14 protein-coding genes are annotated in these 15,885 nt (G+C 49.1%); 13 read left to right on the forward strand and 1 reads right to left on the reverse strand.

The window, feature by feature from the left end; all coding sequences use genetic code 11:
* The 8 genes from QVO97_RS08020 to QVO97_RS08055 form a co-directional block, all read left to right on the forward strand.
* Positions 1–409, forward strand: a 409-nt coding sequence (locus tag QVO97_RS08020; protein ID WP_288189369.1) for a Wadjet anti-phage system protein JetA family protein, incomplete at its 5' end; no start/stop codon positions are given.
* Positions 410–412: 3 nt separating this feature from the next.
* Complete coding sequence (locus QVO97_RS08025) at positions 413–1,099, forward strand: DUF4194 domain-containing protein (RefSeq protein WP_022359826.1); 687 nt, start codon at positions 413–415, stop codon at positions 1,097–1,099.
* Positions 1,074–4,334 (forward strand): ATP-binding protein, encoded by a 3,261-nt coding sequence (locus tag QVO97_RS08030; RefSeq protein ID WP_022359827.1) that lies wholly within the window; start codon positions 1,074–1,076, stop codon positions 4,332–4,334. The genes QVO97_RS08025 and QVO97_RS08030 overlap by 26 nt, the downstream gene beginning before the upstream one ends.
* A 16-nt stretch (positions 4,335–4,350) precedes the next feature.
* On the forward strand, positions 4,351–5,628 hold the full coding sequence (locus QVO97_RS08035) for a Wadjet anti-phage system protein JetD domain-containing protein (protein WP_022359828.1): 1,278 nt from the start codon (positions 4,351–4,353) through the stop codon (positions 5,626–5,628).
* 74 nt (positions 5,629–5,702) lie between these two features.
* The gene (locus QVO97_RS08040; protein WP_022359829.1) at positions 5,703–6,407 is read left to right on the forward strand and encodes a FadR/GntR family transcriptional regulator; all 705 of its coding nucleotides are present in this window, start codon (positions 5,703–5,705) and stop codon (positions 6,405–6,407) included.
* Positions 6,408–6,588: 181 nt separating this feature from the next.
* Entirely contained in the window at positions 6,589–7,377 is a 789-nt protein-coding gene (locus QVO97_RS08045; protein ID WP_022359830.1) for an electron transfer flavoprotein subunit beta/FixA family protein, read from the forward strand.
* Positions 7,378–7,388: 11 nt separating this feature from the next.
* Positions 7,389–8,576 carry an electron transfer flavoprotein subunit alpha gene (locus QVO97_RS08050; protein ID WP_022359831.1) on the forward strand — a complete coding sequence of 396 codons (1,188 nt, stop codon included), beginning with the start codon at positions 7,389–7,391 and terminating at the stop codon, positions 8,574–8,576.
* A 28-nt stretch (positions 8,577–8,604) separates the two neighbouring features.
* Complete coding sequence (locus QVO97_RS08055; protein ID WP_022359832.1) at positions 8,605–10,011, forward strand: FAD-binding oxidoreductase; 1,407 nt, start codon at positions 8,605–8,607, stop codon at positions 10,009–10,011.
* A 194-nt stretch (positions 10,012–10,205) separates the two neighbouring features.
* Here the strand turns inward: QVO97_RS08055 and QVO97_RS08060 are convergent, their stop codons facing one another.
* A complete protein-coding gene (locus tag QVO97_RS08060) occupies positions 10,206–10,808 on the reverse strand; it encodes a YcxB family protein (RefSeq protein WP_022359833.1) in 603 nt (200 codons plus the stop codon).
* Positions 10,809–11,263: 455 nt separating this feature from the next.
* On the opposite strand from QVO97_RS08060, the gene dctP reads away from it, so the two are divergent.
* The 5 genes from dctP to QVO97_RS08085 all read left to right on the forward strand — a co-directional run.
* Positions 11,264–12,352 (forward strand): TRAP transporter substrate-binding protein DctP, encoded by a 1,089-nt coding sequence (gene dctP / locus QVO97_RS08065; protein WP_022359834.1) that lies wholly within the window; start codon positions 11,264–11,266, stop codon positions 12,350–12,352.
* Positions 12,353–12,749: 397 nt separating this feature from the next.
* A complete protein-coding gene (locus QVO97_RS08070) occupies positions 12,750–13,250 on the forward strand; it encodes a TRAP transporter small permease (RefSeq protein ID WP_022359835.1) in 501 nt (166 codons plus the stop codon).
* Positions 13,250–14,560, forward strand: a complete 1,311-nt coding sequence (locus QVO97_RS08075) for a TRAP transporter large permease (RefSeq protein ID WP_022359836.1) — start codon at positions 13,250–13,252, stop codon at positions 14,558–14,560. The genes QVO97_RS08070 and QVO97_RS08075 overlap by 1 nt, the downstream gene beginning before the upstream one ends.
* Before the next feature lie 198 nt (positions 14,561–14,758).
* A complete protein-coding gene (locus QVO97_RS08080) occupies positions 14,759–15,460 on the forward strand; it encodes an MgtC/SapB family protein (RefSeq protein ID WP_022359837.1) in 702 nt (233 codons plus the stop codon).
* 125 nt (positions 15,461–15,585) lie between these two features.
* The coding region (locus tag QVO97_RS08085; protein WP_288189376.1) for an FAD-dependent oxidoreductase at positions 15,586–15,885 on the forward strand (300 nt) is incomplete at its 3' end.

Raw genomic sequence — 15,885 nt, forward strand, 5'->3', positions numbered from 1 at the left:
GCCGGAGTCGATGAACGGGTTGTTTTTGCTGGAAAATAATGAGTTTATCGATACCGACTCGATCCGCTATCCGCGACGGGAGCAGATGATCCGCGAGGCAACCTATGCGGAGCTGGAAGAAATGACACAGGAGGACATCGATCGTGCGAGGGAGGCACAGGAGAGGGAGGCAGAGAACCCGTATTCGAAGGATAAGATGAAGAATTATCTGGAGGCGCTTTTAGGAGATCGGACGGAGATATCCAGCGAGGAGGTTCCGATGAAGAGCAAGCGGGATCTTTTAAGCGCGCTCTCGGCGGTTGCATATGGTTCGGAAAATGGGTATGAGATACAGGCGGAGGATGGTTATCTGGAAACGCAGCAGATGCTTCTGCGGCGCTTTAAAATCGAACGCCGGAAGGAGAAATAAAACATGGGATTTGAAGAAATATGGAATGAATATACATCCTCTGAGAAGGACATGTTCCAGAAAAGTGTCAGGCGTCTTCTGAAGCAGACCTTTATCGTGCGCGACCGTGACGAGGACAGCAAAAAAGCGTACTATTTTGTCTCCAAGCGTTCGGAACCATTTTCAGCGTACCTGGGATATATCGGATACGATATTGTAATTGACCGGGAAAATGGCGTGATTATGCTGCAGAACTGCCGGGATCTCGGCGAGAATGGAAAACTGCAGATCAACCATGTGACACTCAAAAAGATGGAGAGTGTGGTTTTATGCTGCCTCTGGACTCTCTATGCGGACCGGGTGCGTTCTGGAAATCTTTCGAAAAATATTGAGATTTCGGTGACCGATCTGCGCTACGAGATGGAAAAATACGGCATTCGGGATCAGATTGACAAGAGCAGTTTTGCATCGATTCTGACGCTGTTTACCAAATATCAGCTTCTGCAGGTGATTGGAAAGCTCGGCGAGGAGGACTGCCGGATCTGTCTTTATCCGTCGATGCAGTTTGTGCTGGAACCACAGGAGTTTGGCAAATTTGTGGAAAATGTCAACCGGCGGATGCAGGAAAAGTGGAGCCGTGAGGACGAATGGGAAACGGAGCTGACAAAAGAGGAGGAAGACGGCGATGAAGAATCAGACGATCATGAATAGGAAATCGGCGAAAAAACTTTTGATGGTCCAGTGGTCGCGTTTCCAGAATGTCTGTATCGAGCTGGAAGGTTCGACCCTGGTGACCGGTGTCAACGGAAGCGGAAAATCGACGGTGCTTGATGCGATGACCTATCTCCTGACGGGCAACACGCAGTTTAACAAGGCGGCGAAGGACCGAGACCGGACGGTGCTTGGCTATGTGCGCGGCGACACGCGCAGTAATGGCGAGGCGCGTTATTTGAGAAATGGCAGCGTTGTCAGCTATATTGCGATGGAATTTTCCGATCCGACGCTGGGAGTGCCGCTCACGGTCGGAGTATGCATTGAGTCTCCAAGTGAGTCTGGCAAGCCGGTCAGCAGCTGGTTTATCTGTCCAGGGGCAGCGATTGACGATATCGATTTTACACGGATTGAGGGAAATGCACTCCGCATCACGCCGAAAAATGAGCTGACAGTGAATGGCGAGGCGATGAAGCTTTCCTCTTTTATGGGACGGGACCGCGGCACGGAGGCGGTACTCCGGGCGCTGGGACTCCGCGTGGACGCAGCCAAATACCGGACAAAGCTTCTGAAAATGATGGCATTTAACCCGGAAAATAATATCGACCAGTTTATTCAGGACTGTGTCCTGGAACCGGGAAAAGTCCAGTCGCTGGAGGAACTGCGCGAGCAGAAGCGCCAGTTTGAGCGCCTGCGGGAACTCTATGAGAGTCTCAGACAGGGCAAAATCCAGCTCGAAGAGGTGCTTCGCCAGAGTGACGAATACGAGAAGAAAAAGCGGGGACTCCGCATCCGGGAGCTGATGCTTTCGTACCAGGCGCTCCGGGAGAAGGAAGAGGAAGAAAAGCAGACGAAAAACCGTTATCAGGCTTTAAAAGACCAGTACGGGCGCCTGACCGAGCGGGCGGGAGAGCTCATCCGGCAGCAGGAAGCCGCGCAGGAACGCTTGCGAATTGCAGAAAATAACGATATGGTCAAGGGAATGCAGGAAAGCCTGGATTCCCTGAAACGCCAGATCGAGGAAGCGGATCGTGAGAAAAAGAACTGGGAGGACAAGCTGGCGCAGATTTTGAAATTGAAGAAGAAGATAAGCGCGCTTATCAAGCTTCTGGAAGCAGATCTTCCGTCCTTATCCTCGGAAAACACCTATCTGGAGACACTGGAACAGGCGGATGGGGAGACGGCGAAGAAGCGGGAGGCGTTTGACGCATTCCGCGAGAAGGTGCACCGTCAGGACGGCATCTATGAGGAAAATAAGATCCACCTGCAGGATCAGTGTAAAGAGCGCGAAAAAGAGATAGGGGCGCTGCAGGAGAAGATCCGCCGTCTGGAATCGAATATCCTTGTGTTCCCGGCGGAGGTGGAAAATGCCCGGAATAAGATTCAGAGAGGGTTAGAAAAACAGGGTATCCAGACCGAGGTCCACATTTTTGCCGAATTGGTCCAGGAGGTGACCGCTCCGGAGTGGAGAAAGGCGGTTGAGACATTTCTGGGAAGAAAGCGTTTCTATATCATCGTGGACGGCGCGCACTGCCATAAGGCGATGCAGATTTTACAGAAAGAGCGGATCTATGATGGAAATGTCGTGATCACGGATAAGCTTCCGGAAACAGAGGCGGTGGAAGGTTCCGCGGCGGAGATTCTGCGGATCCCGAACGTCTATGCGAGACGTTACGCAAATTATCTGTTAAACGGCATTCATCTCTGTGAAAATCTGGAAGAGCTGCATGAATACCCGAAGGGCGGACTCATGCGGGATGGCATGCTGGCGAAGAGCTATGCGGTTGCGATGATGGATATGAGACGGACCGAGCTGTGTCTCGGCGCAGACGCGATCCGCTGCCAGCTGGAACAGTCCAGAAAAGAACTGGAAGAATTACAGGTGGTTCAGCGGGCCGATAAAGAGGCACTTTTACAGGTTATCAAATACCGTGATGCGATCAAGGAGATCGACTGGGACGGCGGACACTACGATTTCGGCGCGGCATATGGGCTGAAGGACTGCGGAAAGCGCAGGGACAGCCTGGTAAAGGACCGCGAGGAGATCGAGGCAAATCCGGACTTTACCGCAGTCCTGAAAGAACTGGAGACGGCGGGACGGCTGGCACGCGAGGCAAATGAGAGTGTGAACCAGAACCAGAGTGAGCTCGGCGGCTGTAAGAATGATTTAAAGGGCTGCGAAGGAACACTGGGCCGTATCAGCACGGAGATCTATTTATGCCAGAAGGCATATGAGGAAAAATGCCTTGTCAACATGGAACTCAAAGAGGCGATGCTGGAGGAATATAACCGCGAAAGCGAGAAGCGCGGCACGATCCGCGTGACGACACAGCTTTCCATCGACAAGAGCAAAAATATGCTGGCAGAGCGGGAGCGCCAGCTGGAGGACGCACAGCTGGCGTATTGCCGCCTGGCGGGAATTGACGTCGGAAAGCGCGGCATCGGTTACATCCCGTGGTACCGGGAAGAATACCGGAACCTGGCGCATGTCAAGGTGGAGGAAGCCCAGCAGAAGCTGCAGGAGCAGGCAGGACGGCTGGAGAGCGCGTTTATGAACGATTTCGTGGCGGAGATTGACGAGAATGTCCGCGAGGCAAAACGTGAGATGGACGCGATCAACCGCGAACTGCGCCATATGCCGTTTGGCAACGATACCTACAAGTTTGTGATGAAAGAAAAGCCAGACCGCGCTCTCTTCTTCCGCATCTGCAGGCGTCTGGAAAAATATATGAGTTCCCCGCAGGTCTATATGAATTCGGCGCGCGACGACGAGGAGATGGAGAATGATATTCAGGAGTTTATGAGTATCATTCTGGCGGAAGAAGATGAGTGGGAATACACGGATTACAGGAGATATTTCTCTTACGATATGGAGATCAGCAGCCGTCAGGGACAGACCGAGATCACGGCAGAGTTATCAAAAAAACAGGGTTCCGCCAGCAACGGCGAGAAGCAGACCCCATATTTCATCATTCTGGCGGCGAGTCTTTTGCAGTGCTACCCGGCAAACACCTGCTGCGCCCGTCTGGCATTCATCGACGAGGCATTCTCGGCATTGTCGAGAGAGCGGATCGAGCAGATGGTCCATTATTTCGAAGAAAATCACTTCCAGGTATTCTATGCAGCCCCGCCGGAGAAGATCAACAGTATCGGTCAGTTCATCGATTCAACCGTCAGCCTGATCGTGACAGGACGGTATACGAATGCGGTAGAAGGATTGGTGAAGCAGGCATAGGAAACGAGGAGAAAAAATGGCGGATCGGAAAGAGTGGAAAGAACAGCTTTTAAGTAAATTGCTGGATCAATACGAAAAAAGCGTCACCTACGCCGGTGAAAACAAGGTAAAACAAGTGTTTTCGGTCAAACCATCCGATATTTTCAAGGGCTACAACAAAGATTTTCTCCCGCCGGAACAGCTTTTCCAGGAAAAAGAATTTGAACGACTGATCCGTCAGATGGAATCGGAGGGACTTATTCATGTAGTTCCTCCGAATACGGGTATTCTCCGTCAGATCTATGCTGTCCCGGAACGCTGGGAAGATTACTATGCCTGCCTGAACCGGACAGAAAAGAATATTCTAAAAAAACGGCTGGAAGAGGTTTATCATCGCTTCTGCCAATGCGATTTATTGGAGTCATATGGAAAAGAAAAGCTTCAGACAATGAAAAACAGCCGTGCGAGAAAGCTGGATGAAAAGAAGGTAGAAAAAGAGATAACCGAGGCAGAAGCTATCTGGAATCTGGTGCAATTTTTAAAAGAAAATCAGGAAAAGCAGAGAACTACGCTGGAGCGGGAAATGTCAGAGGCAGTTCTGCATGACAGTAAACAGTGGGAAAAGATATACCGGAAAAAGGTGTGTGGAATTTTGGAGCACACGGGGCGGTATGATGAACCGCTTGCGGAGCTGGAAGAAGAACGGGAGCGGCAGACGGCGCTTCTGGAGGAATTTTACATTTATTCCAATCCGGCGTATATCTATCTGAAAGGGGATGCGCGGATCTGCCTTGAAGACGGACGTGAACTTCGGATTTATCACGATCTGCCGATGTCGATCCCGTTTGAGACATTCCAGAAGGCAAAAAGCATCCAGATCCGGGATGCGGCGCTGATGACGGTGGAAAATCTGACCTCGTTTCACCGGCTGGAGCGGGAACATATATTTTATCTGTTTCTGAGCGGCTACCATACCCGCACGAAACAGGCGCTATTGCAGCGGATCGCCAGAGAAAATCCGGGACTTTCCTGGCATCATTTTGGCGATCTCGATCCAGACGGTCTGGCGATCGCGGGGCATCTGATCCGAAAGACGGGACTGCCGTTTCAGCTATGCGCGATGGGTGTGCAGGAATTGCAGCGGTTTCAGACATATGCGAAGCCATTGGAAGCACCCGATCGGGCGAAGGCGGAAGCGATGATAAAACAGGGCAGCAGCTATGCGGGAATATTGCGGTATATGTTGGAGCACAACTGTAAATTGGAGCAGGAGATTATAAGCTGGCAGGAGACGAGGTTGGAGAGCTTTCTGTAAAAAGAATCTTTTCGGTTCAATCCGGATTTTTATATATGATATGATAAAGACAAAGTGAAAGGAATGCAGCGTCTATGGAAAAACAGGAAAAAGCCTACAAAGGCGTCATCGAATATTTCAAGAACCGCATCATGGCGGGCGAGCTGCGTCCGGGGGAGAAGCTTCCTCCGGAGCGGGAGATTGCGCAGATGCTGGAAGTCAGCCGCAATTCCGTTCGGGAAGCGCTGCGGATCATGGATATGACGGGAGTGATTTCCTCCCAGCAGGGATCGGGGAATTACATCACTTGTGAATTTCAGAAAAGCATTGCGGAGACGATGGGGATGATGTTTGCTATGTCCCAGATTAATTATCAGCAGATCAGCCAGATCCGCTATGCGCTGGAACAGCAGGCGTTTGCCCTGGCGATTGAACAGGCGTCGGAGAGCCAGATGGAGACGCTGGAAGAACTGGTAAAACGTCTTGACCGGAGCATGGACGAGCAGGAAAACGCCCGGATTGATAAACAGATCCATTTTACACTGGCACAGGCGTCGGGAAATGTGCTGCTGCTCAATATTTTAGAGGCGTGTTCCGGCGTGATCGATACCTTCATCCGGAATATGCGCGCGGAAATTCTGCGGACAAAAGAGGCGAAAGAAGCACTGAATCTCTGCCACCGGCAGATTGCGGAAGCGCTGCGGAACAAAGATAATGCAGCGGGGAAGGATGCACTGGACCGGCATTTCCGGATGATAGATGAAATTTTGGAAAAAAATGAAAAAACACATTCTATGTGAAAAGATAAACAATCGTTGACAACCAGAACGCAGCCCACTATACTAACGAATAAAGAAAATTGGTTCTACCAAAATTCTTTTTCTTTTCAATAAATTGGTAGAACCAATATGCGGATTAAAAATTCTTTACATCCATCATTTAAAGATTTTTACAAAGCATCCATATGAAGGAGGAAACAGAATGAAGATTCTTGTCTGTATCAAACAGGTACCGGAAAGCAATAAAGTAGAAGTCGATCCGGTTACCGGCGTGCTGAAACGAGACGGCGCGGCTTCGAAGATGAACCCATACGATCTGTACGCGCTGGAGACGGCGTTCCGGATCCGGGAAGAAGTGGGCGGAAGTGTTCACGTCATTTCCATGGGACCGCCGCAGGCGCAGCAGGTGATCCGCGAGGCATTTGCGATGGGTGCGGACGGCGGAACGCTTTTATCGGATCGCAAATTTGGTGGTGCGGATGTACTGGCGACCAGCTATACACTTGCGCAGGGCATCAAGAGCTGCGGTGATTTTGACCTGATCCTCTGCGGCAAACAGACAACGGACGGCGACACCGCGCAGGTTGGTCCGGAGATCTCCGAGTGGCTGAATATCCCGAGCGTGGCAGATGTTGTCAAGATCAATCAGATTGATGAGGACGGCATCACCGTCAGCATGGATCTGCCGGAAGAGGTCGAGGTGGCGAAAGTGCAGTTCCCGTGTCTCTTAGCCGTTGACAAGGACATTTTCCAGCCAAGACTTCCTTCGTATGTCCGGAAAATGAACACGAAAGACCGTGAAATCCGGATTCTTTCCCTGGCGGATATGGACGATAAAGACGCGATGCACTATGGACTCAATGGTTCCCCGACGCAGGTTCAGCGCATTTTCCCACCAGCTGTCAATGACAAAAAGGAAATGTGGGACGGAAGCGGCGAAGAGCTGGCGGACCGGCTGTATCAGAAGATCGTGGATATGAAATTCGTGTAGGAGGTGGAATCATGGCTGAGTTAATCATACATCAGGACAAAATCCCGGATAATCAGGAACTTATCAAGCTCTGTCCGTTCGGGGCGATGGAAGAAAAAGACGGAAAGGTGACGATCAGCGCCGCCTGTAAAATGTGCCGTCTCTGCGTGAGAAAAGGTCCGAAGGGCGCGGTTGAATATGTAGAAGACGCGGTAAAACCAAGCGTCGATAAGAGTGCATGGAAGGGCATTGCCGTTTACGTAGATCACGTGGATGGAAAGGTGCATCCGGTTACATTGGAACTTCTTGGAAAAGCGAGAGAACTTTCCAAGGTAACGGGACATCCGGTTTACGCCCTGTTTATGGGAAATGGAATCGAAGCGGCTGCACACGAACTGCTTCATTATAATGTAGATAAAGTATTCGTCTATGATGTACCGGAACTGGCACGTTTCCAGATCGAGCCGTACACGGCTGTTTTTGAAAACTTTATCCAGACAGTAAAACCATCGTCTATTCTCGTCGGTGCGACCACGGTCGGCAGACAGCTGGCGCCGCGTGTGGCTGCCCGTATGAAGACAGGTCTGACCGCGGATTGTACGATCCTGGAAATGGATGAAAATACTGATTTATCCCAGATCCGACCGGCTTTTGGCGGCAATATCATGGCACACATCAAGACCCCGAACCACCGTCCGCAGATGGCAACCGTGCGCTATAAGATCATGAACGCACCGGAGCGTGCCGAGAAAGAGAGCGGTGAGATTGTGGTCTGTACAATTGAGAAGGAAAAACTGCTTTCCCACGTGAGGGTTCTGGATATCGTAGAAAAGCCGAAGGAAACCTTTATCGAAAATGCTGACGTCCTGGTGGTAGCCGGACGAGGCGTGAAGAAGCCGGAAGATTTGAAAATGCTGGAAAAACTGGCAGATCTGCTGGGAGGTCAGCTTGCCTGCACCCGTCCGATGGTGGAAGCCGGATGGCTGGATGCCAAGTGCCAGATCGGTCTGAGTGGCCGTACGGTCCGCCCAAAACTCATCATCACCTGCGGCGTGTCCGGTGCGGTCCAGTTTACTGCCGGCATGAATCACGCGGAGACGATCGTCGCGATCAATAAAGATCCGAAAGCGCCGATTTTCAAGACGGCACATTACTGCCTGACTGGTGATCTCTATGAGATTCTCCCGAGACTGATTGAGAAGATTGAGATGGGAAGATAAAGATTCACAGGAAGGAGAGCAGGATATCATGGGAAATTACAAGAAAATAGATAAAGATGATATTTTATATATAAAAAACACAATTCAGGATGACGAGCGTGTCCTCGTAGGTGAAAATATCAACGAAGAGTACAGCCACGATGAGCTGAGCGGCACCAGCAGTTATCCGGATGTGGTGGTAAAGGCAAAATCAGCCGAAGAGATCGCGGCGATCATGAAATATGCATACGAAAATACGATTCCGGTGACACCGAGGGGCGCCGGAACGGGTCTGGTTGGTTCTTCGGTTCCGATGGAACATGGCATCATGATCGATACCACCCTGATGAACCAGATTCTCGAATTGGACGAAGAAAACCTGACGGTCACGGTGGAACCGGGCGTCCTTTTGATGGAATTGTCCGCCTATGTAGAAGATCACGATTTCTTCTACCCGCCGGATCCGGGTGAGAAATCAGCGACCATCGGCGGCAACATCAGCACGAATGCGGGCGGTATGCGTGCGGTCAAATACGGTGTGACGAGAGACTATGTCATGGGGCTGGAAGTGGTTCTGCCGGATGGCACGATCACTCAGTTTGGAGGCAAAGTCGTAAAGAATAGTTCAGGCTATGACTTGAAAGATCTGATTATTGGTTCCGAGGGAACTCTTGGCTTTATTACCAAGGCGATCTTAAAGCTTCTGCCGCTTCCGAAGCGTGTCATCAGCCTTCTGATCCCGTTCCCGACCCTGAAACAGGCGATCGACACCGTCCCGGTTATCATCAAATCTAAGACGATCCCGACCGCGATCGAGTTCATGCAGCGGGAAGTTATTGAAGACGCCGAAGAGTATTTAGGAAAAGCATTCCCGGATAAACAGTCGGATGCGTATCTGCTTTTGAAATTTGATGGTAATTCCACCAAGGAGATCGAAGAAACGTATGACAAGGTGGCCAAACTCTGCCTGGAACAGGGCGCACTGGACGTGCTGATTTCCGATACCCAGGAGCGTGAGGAATCCATCTGGAAAGCCAGAGGCGCTTTCCTGGAGGCAATCAAGGGATCCACGACTTACATGGATGAGGTCGATATGGTTGTTCCGAGAAGCCGCGTCAATGAGATGGTGACGTATCTGCACGATCTCCACAATGAGATTGATATCCGCATCAAGAGCTTCGGTCATGCGGGCGACGGAAATCTGCACGCGTACATCCTGAAAGACGATTTGAGTGATGAAGAGTGGGAAAAACGGATGTCTGCTGCAATGGAGAAGATCTATCAGAAAACTCATGAACTCGAAGGTCAGGTGTCCGGCGAGCACGGCATCGGATATGCGAAAAAGCCGTATTTAAGAGAATCCCTGCCGGAGAAGAACCTGGACCTGATGAACGGAATCAAGAAAGTGTTTGATCCGAAGAATATTCTGAATCCGCATAAGGTGGCGCAGAGATAGAAGAAAATAACTGCATTGATATTTTTTAGCCACAAGTGTTGCAAAAACGTTTGAGCACCACGCGGTAAGGCTGATTCTAGGAACTGCAGAAGATTTTTTGCAGAAAAACAGAATAGAACAGCAGGTTTTTGAGAAAGCCACGATCTGAATCAAAGAGTTCAAATCGTGGCTTTTTATAGTTTATATCTATCGACCTATCTTTTCTTCTTCAACGCCTGCATCACCCGAACCAGCGGAATCGTCTTCCTGTAAATCCGTTTCCCACTCTTATTTTCCAAAAATTCCCGAAACGCGCCAATTGCTTTCAAATTCTGGCTCTCATCCGAATTTGAACGGGACCCCGCGCTTGCGTCAATCCCCTTTTTCGGCACCATATACCCGCCGTAGGAATCGCGGAACAGATAGAAATAATCGCGGTCCTCACCCAGCTTTTCAAATTCATTGTAAGCCAGTGTGCTTTCGCGGGTGTTTTTCGGAAGAGAATAGACTTCCAGATGATTTTCACGGAATTCATAGCGGGACGCCGGGAACGGCATGCCGCTTTTTTTGATCTGGTCGGCGAGCTTGTGGGCGGTGTGGTTGGCGGAGCTGTAGGTGCTGGTCGTCAGATAGCAGCCGTAGGCGGCTAAGAGGATGCCCCACCACTCGCTTAGATTGATGATACCTCCGGCGATGAACAGGATACTTAAGATCGTCCGCGTGATCCGGTTGGAAGCGCAGAAGAGATCGTACTGCATCCGGGACAGGGATTCGAAGGTTTTTTCGTTGTGGTGCATTTCTATCTTATAGTAAATCATGGTAAGCCCTTTCATATAAAAAATCAATCATCACCTATATAAAAACAGTATATAGAAGCATAGAAAATATCTTAAGAAGTAGTATACTGTTTCTTCCCTGTTTCCGCAACTGGATCTGTTAAATCTGTAATGTTGATAAAAAATAAACAAGATTGTTACAAAAATATCACATAAAAATCGACTAAAATCGAGAAAAAATTATATAATTTCTACAAAATAGCTTGCCTAATCGTAAAATAAGTGTTAAAATTAGGTAAAAGATGAATAAAGAACCAAAAGCAGAGACGAAGAGATGCGCCATGGTTAGAAACAGCTGGAAAAGACTGTTTTTTAAAAATGGTGCTATTTTTTTGCCTAAATGCTGAAATGGTAATTTATTTAGAAAGTAGTAGAAACTGTTGATGAACCGGTCAGAAAGATGACTGGGGGAGGTTAAGAAAAAGGAGAGAAAACGTATGAGAAAAGTATTATCAGTAGTACTGGCAGCGACGATGGCGATGAGCCTGGCGGCCTGCGGCGGCAGCGGCGCAAAGACTGACACAAAGACTGACACAAAGGCAGCAGACGCAGGAACGGCAGCAGGTGACGAGGCATCTGCAGATGATTACTACATCACCATCAAGTTTTCCAACGTATTTCAGCCGGCAGAGTGGAACTACAAAGCCAGCGAATATCTGGCAGACCTGGTAAAAGAGAAGACCGATGGTCATATCACTCTGGAGTATTACGGACAGAACCAGCTTGACTGCTACGCGGAGTCTGTAGCACAGGCACACAACGGCGCTGTCTGGATGGGTCTGGAGGAGCCGTCCTACTTTGCTGATTACATCGGCGATTACAACGTATTAGTTGGACCAATGCTTTACAAGAACAATGCAGAGTACAATGCAGTGATGGATTCTGATATTGTAAAAGATCTGAATGAAAAACTGGCAAGCGAGCACAACATCCACGTTCTGGATACCCATTTTTCGTTCGGATTCAGAAGCGTATGTACGAACAAGGTAGTTGAGAAACCGGCTGACTTAAATGGTCTGATCATGCGTTCGACCGAGTCTCCGTTGTTTGTTAAGACGATTACCTGTCTGGGTGCTACCCCGTCTGCAATGAGCTTTACGGAGTGCTTATCTGCTATGTCCAGTGGTGTTGTTGATGGTTTCGAAGGTTCCATCTCCACCTTGAAGGATACAGGTGCTTATGAGTACACCAAGAAAGTTGCAAACACGAACCACTTCATCGCAACCCGTTGGTTATTCATGGCTGAGGACGTATATCAGTCCATCCCGGAAAAATGGAGAAACATCCTGGATGAGTGCTGTGTAGAAGCTGGTAAGTGGGAGCAGGAAAATGCTGAGAACGACGAAGCTTCCATGATCGAGTTCCTGAAAGACAAAGGCGTTGAGTGGAACGATGTAGATATTGACGCATTCACAGAGGCTTGTGCACCGGTTTATGACTGGATCGTAGACGAGTACGGCGCAGATCCGGAACTTCATCAGAAACTGGTTGATTTCCTGAATGACTACCGTGCAAAGAACGAATAATGTAGATTGTTCCGAACAAATACAGTATTTTAAAGCAATTATGAAATGGTAAAACGTAACGGTTATCAGAACCGCTGCGGAGAAGAAAGTATATCTGCCCGGGCTGTCAGAACAAAGAAGATTGTCTGAGGTCCGGGCAGAATTCCGACAAACGTATAGTGCCGGAAATATGAAACTGCTGGTAACTGTTCAGTAGGTCTGCGCATTTACTGCGCTGACCGTACGAAAACATGGGCCAGCAGGCAAAAATCCCATTGCCGTAGGCAATTTTTAATGGATTTTTGCGCGTGACTGTGAAGGTACTGAACAGTTACAACTGCTGGAAAGATGGCTGTATGACAGAACAGTCGTCGGTTATGCAAAACTGACTGCCATTATGAATGCATGAGGATATACTATGGAAAAGAAAAAAATCACACTGGGGTCGGTGCTGGTAAACCTGGATGCAATTATTACCTGCGTGACACTGACACTCTGTACAATCGTTGTAAACGCAAACGTCCTTATGCGCTATTTCCTGAAAAGACCGTTGTATTGGTCGGAAGAGGTCGCTACGGGGCTCTTCGTCTGGACCGTCTTTATTGGAAGCGCATATGCGTACCGTAAGCACGCACATCTGGGCGTAGACATCCTGATCAACATTCTTCCGGAGAAGATAAGAAAAGTTGTTAAGGTTATTATGGATCTTCTGGAGCTTGCTACTCTGATTATGCTGACCAGAACAAGCGTCCAGTATGTGATGAACACGATGGATAAGCTGACGAATACGCTGCGTGTTCCGAGCTGGTATATTTCCGGCGCGGTTCCGATCGGATTTGGGCTTTCACTGATTTTCTGTATTTACTTTTTGGTTAAGGATATTATCAAGGTATTTAAAGGGAAAGGGGGAAATAACTGATGGGACTCGAATTAATTGAACTCGTTCCGATTTTTATGGTATTTATTCTCTATTTCCTGGGAATGCCGATTGTATATGCGCTGTTTGGTTCAACCTTCTTTTATTTTACATTTATTGATACAACCAGTAAAAACTGGCTGATCTTACAGAAGGTTATGACCTCTACACAGTCGTTCTCGATGTTAGCGATTCCATTTTTCGTTATGGCTGGTTCCGTCATGAACTACGGCGGCATCAGTGACAAGATGATGGATTTCGCGGAAGTGCTGACCGGTCATATGAAAGGCGGTCTGGCACAGGTAAACGTAGTACTTAGTATGCTGATGGGCGGATGTTCCGGTTCGGCCAACGCAGATTGTGCGATGCAGTCCAAGATGCTGGTTCCGGAGATGGAGAAGAGAGGTTACTCCAAGGCGTTCTCCGCAGCGATCACAGCGGCTTCCTCGGCTGCTACACCGGTTATTCCGCCGGGAGTAAACCTGATCGTTTTTACCCTGATTGCACAGATTTCCCTGGGTCGTACGTTTGCGGCTGGTTATATTCCGGGTATCCTGATGGCAATCTCGATGATGATCGTTGTTTCGATTATTGCACATAAGAGAAACTACCCGACCACCCGTGAAAAATTCCCGGCTCTGAAAGAGATCGTGAAACAGGGTATTACCTCTTTCTGGGGGTTGTTTTTCCCATTTGGTATCATTCTGGGAATGCGTTTTGGTATGTTTACTCCGTCTGAGGGCGGTGCGGTAGCCGTTCTTTACTGTATTATTATCGGACGTTTCGTTTACAAGAAACTGTCCCTGAGAGAGCATCTGGTTCCGATCCTGCTCGACAGTATCGCCGGTACTTCCAGCGTTGTTCTGATCATGGTTGCAGCGAATGTATTCGGTTACTACATGACCTGGATCAACCTGCCGAGAGTCGTGGCAACTGCTATGTTAAGCCTGACAACCAACAAGTGGCTGTTCCTCATGGCATGTAACGTAATCCTTCTGATTATGGGTATGTTCCTGGAAGGCGGTGCGGCGCTGATGATCATCACGCCTCTGCTGCTTCCGGTTGCAAGACAGCTTGGAATCAACGATTACCACTTTGGACTGGTAGCGATCGTTAACATCATGATCGGTGGTATTACACCTCCGTTCGGTTCGATGATGTTCACGACCTGCGGTATCACGGGATGCCCGATCAGTGAGTTCCTGAAGGAAGTATGGCCATTTATCGTGGCACTGATGATTGTCCTTCTGCTTCTGACTTTCTGTCCGTTCTTAATTACATGCGTACCGGATCTTCTGTACGGCGCAGCATAGAAACAGATTGACAAAACGTTAATAAATTGGATATAATAAAGCCTGTGAGATTAAGAGCAGAAAGGCAAACGTAGAAATACGGGTGCTTTCTGCTCTTTTTTGTTTCATAAAAGATACCGATATCGGTCAAGGAAGAGTCTTGTGGAGCAAAAAAAGGCTGTGTTTTAGAAGTTTTACGGGCTGGCAGGGGGAGAAAAAATGGCAGTTTGGAAATGGATTGTGGAGACAGCGGCGACCTGGACAGCGGTCGGCATCTGGATTCGTCTGCTGTTTTCACTGGCGGTGGGAATGTTCATTGGAATTGACCGTGGTCTGAAACGGCGCGGTGCGGGCATCAAGACGCATGTGCTGGTCTGCCTGGGTTCAGCGATTGTCATGCTGACGAGTGAATATATGTTCCGGACATTTCCGTCCGCGAAAGCGGACATGGCGCGGATGGGCGCACAGGTTATCAGCGGCATCGGATTTTTAGGAGTCGGCACGATCATGGTAACCGGGCGCAATCAGGTGCGTGGACTGACCACGGCGGCATGCCTCTGGGTGTGTGCCTGTGAAGGACTGGCAGCCGGTATCGGATTTGTGGACGGCGCGTTTTATGGTCTGATTCTGATTGCAGTTACCTTGAAGCTCCTGACACGCGTGGATACAATGATTCACGAGCATGCGAAGGTGTTTGATTTCTATCTGGAATTTACCAGCAGCCGGTGTGTTGGGGCGTTCATGGATACCATGCGTTCCAAGGATGTGAAAATCGTGTCTTTTGATATTGCCAAGAATAAGTTAAAGGGCGAGGGTCCGTCCGCGACGATGTCGGTCGAGGTGCAGGACAAGTCGCTCCGGAAAACGCTTCTGGGCGACATTCAGGCGATGGAGGAGATCCGGTTTGCAGAGGAGCTGTAGCAGCTAAAGGGTTCAGATGGGCTTACGCACGAAATGCAGCAGAAATAGGATGAATTGTCTAAACAAACAGGATAGTTGAAACGAGAACAAGAAAACATTTAGTATAAATAATGGAGGATCACAGTATGAACGGAAATACATACGACGTAGTGATTATCGGAGGCGGCGTCATCGGCAGCAGCATCGCCAGAGCGCTTTCGAAATATGAGTGCCGCACCGTGCTTCTGGAAAAAGAAGAGGATGTCTGCTCCGGCACATCGAAGGCAAACAGTGCTATCGTCCATGCGGGCTATGACGCAAAGACAGGTTCTTTAAAAGCAAAGCTCAATGTAAAAGGCAACGCCATGATGGGAGATTTATCCAAAGAACTCGATTTTGATTTCAAGCGGAATTCCTCCCTGGTACTCTGCTTCGCAGAGGAGGAC

The sequence above is a fragment of the Clostridium sp. CAG:43 genome, assembly GCF_000434655.1.
GTDB classification, from domain to species: Bacteria; Bacillota; Clostridia; order Lachnospirales; family Lachnospiraceae; genus Otoolea; species Otoolea fessa.

Excerpts from the sequence above, each read along its gene's own strand:
- QVO97_RS08025 (WP_022359826.1), top strand. The coding sequence starts at position 413 with ATGGGATTTGAAGAAATATGGAATGAATATACATCCTCTGAGAAGGAC.
- QVO97_RS08030 (WP_022359827.1), top strand. The coding sequence starts at position 1,074 with ATGAAGAATCAGACGATCATGAATAGGAAATCGGCGAAAAAACTTTTG.
- QVO97_RS08035 (WP_022359828.1), top strand. The coding sequence starts at position 4,351 with ATGGCGGATCGGAAAGAGTGGAAAGAACAGCTTTTAAGTAAATTGCTG.
- QVO97_RS08040 (WP_022359829.1), top strand. The coding sequence starts at position 5,703 with ATGGAAAAACAGGAAAAAGCCTACAAAGGCGTCATCGAATATTTCAAG.
- QVO97_RS08045 (WP_022359830.1), top strand. The coding sequence starts at position 6,589 with ATGAAGATTCTTGTCTGTATCAAACAGGTACCGGAAAGCAATAAAGTA.
- QVO97_RS08050 (WP_022359831.1), top strand. The coding sequence starts at position 7,389 with ATGGCTGAGTTAATCATACATCAGGACAAAATCCCGGATAATCAGGAA.
- QVO97_RS08055 (WP_022359832.1), top strand. The coding sequence starts at position 8,605 with ATGGGAAATTACAAGAAAATAGATAAAGATGATATTTTATATATAAAA.
- QVO97_RS08060 (WP_022359833.1), bottom strand. The coding sequence starts at position 10,808 with ATGATTTACTATAAGATAGAAATGCACCACAACGAAAAAACCTTCGAA.
- dctP (WP_022359834.1), top strand. The coding sequence starts at position 11,264 with ATGAGAAAAGTATTATCAGTAGTACTGGCAGCGACGATGGCGATGAGC.
- QVO97_RS08070 (WP_022359835.1), top strand. The coding sequence starts at position 12,750 with ATGGAAAAGAAAAAAATCACACTGGGGTCGGTGCTGGTAAACCTGGAT.
- QVO97_RS08075 (WP_022359836.1), top strand. The coding sequence starts at position 13,250 with ATGGGACTCGAATTAATTGAACTCGTTCCGATTTTTATGGTATTTATT.
- QVO97_RS08080 (WP_022359837.1), top strand. The coding sequence starts at position 14,759 with ATGGCAGTTTGGAAATGGATTGTGGAGACAGCGGCGACCTGGACAGCG.